We start from the raw sequence: 2,572 nt of genomic DNA, 5'->3' as shown, positions 1-2,572 counted from the left end.
CGAAGACGTCGCCCGCGCCGGTCGGATCGAGCGCCGTCACCCGGGGCGCGGGCACGAACGCCTCCTCGCCCGTCGTCGAGTCGATGGCCATCGCGCCGTTGGCCCCGTCGGTCACCACCGCCAGTGGCACCTTGTCGGCGATCGCGTACAGCGCGTCGCGGGGGGTGTCGGTGCCGGTGTAGGCCATGGCCTCGATGGCGTTCGGCATGAACGCGTGGCAGATCCTGAGCTGCTCCAGCACGGAGGCCGGCCAGCTGCCCGACGGATCCCAGCCCACGTCGGCGAAGATGAGCGCGCCGTTGTGGTGCGCCAGCTCGGCCCAGTTGCACGGGCTGCCGGGCGCGTCGAGCGGCTCGTCGGCGGCGAGCGTCACGATCACGGCCTTGGACGGCGGCGGGGAGCCGATCATCTCCGAGGTCGGCATCGGGGCGGGATGGCCGTGCGTCACCATGCTGCGGTCGCGGTCGACCGCCATGGAGACCGTCACCGGCGAGTGCCAGTGCTCGAAGCGCCGCGAGCGCGACAGGTCGACGGCCTCCTGCTCTTCCAGCGTGCGCCAGCAGAAGTCGCCGTAGTCGTCGTCGCCGAACGCGGCGGCCAGCGAGGTGCGCAGGCCCAGCCGGCTGGTCGCGATGGCGAGGTTGGCGATGCCGCCGGGACAGGAGCCCATGCCCTCGGCCCAGATCTCGGTTCCCGCCGCGGGCATCGAGGGCAGACCGGTGAAGATGATGTCGAGGAACACGGTGCCGGCCAAGAACACGTCGAACCGCGGGCCCGAGGGGGTCCGCTCATCGGCGAGAGGATCGTACGCCTGGACAGACACCGGAATGACTCCTCCTCGACACACCGAGTTGTGCGCAATCTTGCACGTTTGCTCGCACACTTCAAGTGTTTCACGCGAATTGCTGGCACAAGATGCTTACTTATGCGCGATTATGACTGATAGACTGCCGCCGTGCTTCAGCGCCTCAGGCATGCCGAGATCATGCGCCGGGTCCGTCTCTCAGGCGCCACCAGTGTCAGCGATCTCGCCAGCCAGCTCGGCGTGAGCCCGTCCACCATCCGCAGGGACCTTGAGGTGCTCGACCGCGACGGCACGCTCCGGCGGGTCCGGGGCGGTGCCCTGGCCGACGCCGACGCCGACCGGCCCTTCGCCGAGGTGGCGGCGGTCGACGAGCACGACAAGGAGGTCGTGGCCGTCCGCGCCGCGCAGCTCGTCGCCGACGGCGACGTGATCCTGCTCGACATCGGCACCACCACGATGCGCCTGGCCCGGCAGTTGCGCGGGCGCCGCGTCACCGTGGTCACCTCCAGCCTCGCCGTCCTCGACGTGCTCCGCACCGACTCCGTGACCGAGCTGCTGCTGCTGGGCGGCATGGTCCGCAGGACCTACCACTCGCTGGTCGGCGTGCTCACCGAGGCGGCGCTGAGCCAGGTCGTGGCCGACCGGGTGTTCCTGGGCGTCAGCGGCGTGCGCCCCGACGGGCAGCTCGTCGACAGCACGCTCGCCGAGGTGCCGCTGAAGCGCGCGATGATCGCGGCGGCCGGTCAGGTCGTGCTGCTCGTGGACCGGCACAAGTTCCCCGGCTCCGGCGCGCTGCGGGTGTGCGGGCCGGAGGCCGTCGACGTGATCGTCACCAACCACGGCGCCGACGAGTCCACTCTGCGCGCCTGCGCGGCGGCCGGGGCCGAAGTGCTGCTCGCGTGAAGGGATGCCGATGAGACTCACCGTGCTCGGGGGCGGCGGCTTCCGGGTCCCCCTCGTCTACGGCGCGCTCCTGCGCGACCGGGCCGAGCCGCGCGTGACGGAGGTCGTCCTGCACGACGTGTCCCAGGAGCGGCTGGAGGCCATCCGGCACGTGCTGGGCCAGCTCGCCGCCGGCCACGACGACCCGCCCGAGGTGCGGATCACCACCGACCTGGACACCGCGCTGCGCGACGCGGACTTCGTCTTCTCCGCCATCCGCGTCGGCGGCCTGGCGGGGCGCACCGCCGACGAGCGGGTCGCGCTGGAGCTGGGCCTGCCGGGCCAGGAGACGACCGGCCCCGGCGGCGTCTCCTACGGCCTGCGCACCGTCCCGGTCGCGGTCCACGTGGCCGAACGCGTGTCCGCCCTCGCCCCGCAGGCGTGGGTCATCAACTTCACCAATCCGGCCGGCATGATCACCGAGGCCATGCGGCGCGTGCTCGGCGACCGGGTGGTCGGCATCTGCGACTCGCCCATCGGGCTGATCCGGCGGGCCGCCGCCGCCCTCGGGCTCGACCCGGCGCGGGTGGCGCCCGACTACGTGGGGCTCAACCATCTCGGCTGGCTGCGCGGTCTCGTCCATCAGGGCCGCGACGTGCTGCCCGGCCTGCTCGCCGACGACGCGGCGCTGCGGCGGGTCGAGGAGGCCCGCGTCTTCGGCGCCGACTGGGTGCGCACGCTCGGCGCGCTGCCCAACGAATACCTCTACTACTACTACTTCACCAGGGAGTCCGTCGCCGCGATCTCCGGGCGGAGCCGGGGGGAGTCGCTGCTGGAGCAGCAGGGCGACTTCTACGCGGCCGTGCGCGCCCGGCCCGACCAGGC

At 72.4% G+C, this 2,572-nt stretch carries 3 protein-coding genes; 2 read left to right on the top strand and 1 reads right to left on the bottom strand.

What is annotated here, in order from left to right; genetic code table 11:
- The coding region (locus ACWD0F_RS51950) for a PfkB family carbohydrate kinase (RefSeq protein WP_449890546.1) at positions 1–823 on the bottom strand (823 nt) is incomplete at its 3' end.
- A gap of 132 nt (positions 824–955) precedes the next feature.
- On the opposite strand from ACWD0F_RS51950, the gene ACWD0F_RS51945 reads away from it, so the two are divergent.
- Both ACWD0F_RS51945 and ACWD0F_RS51940 read left to right on the top strand, forming a co-directional pair.
- Positions 956–1,708 carry a DeoR/GlpR family DNA-binding transcription regulator gene (locus ACWD0F_RS51945; RefSeq protein ID WP_449890545.1) on the top strand — a complete coding sequence of 251 codons (753 nt, stop codon included), beginning with the start codon at positions 956–958 and terminating at the stop codon, positions 1,706–1,708.
- Positions 1,709–1,718: 10 nt separating this feature from the next.
- Positions 1,719–2,572 (top strand): family 4 glycosyl hydrolase (locus ACWD0F_RS51940; protein ID WP_449890543.1); only part of this gene is annotated, 854 nt, incomplete at its 3' end.

It is taken from the genome of Nonomuraea sp. NPDC002799 (assembly GCF_053592075.1).
Note: the sequence above shows the minus strand (reverse complement) of the source record. Positions and strands in the feature narration are given on the sequence as shown.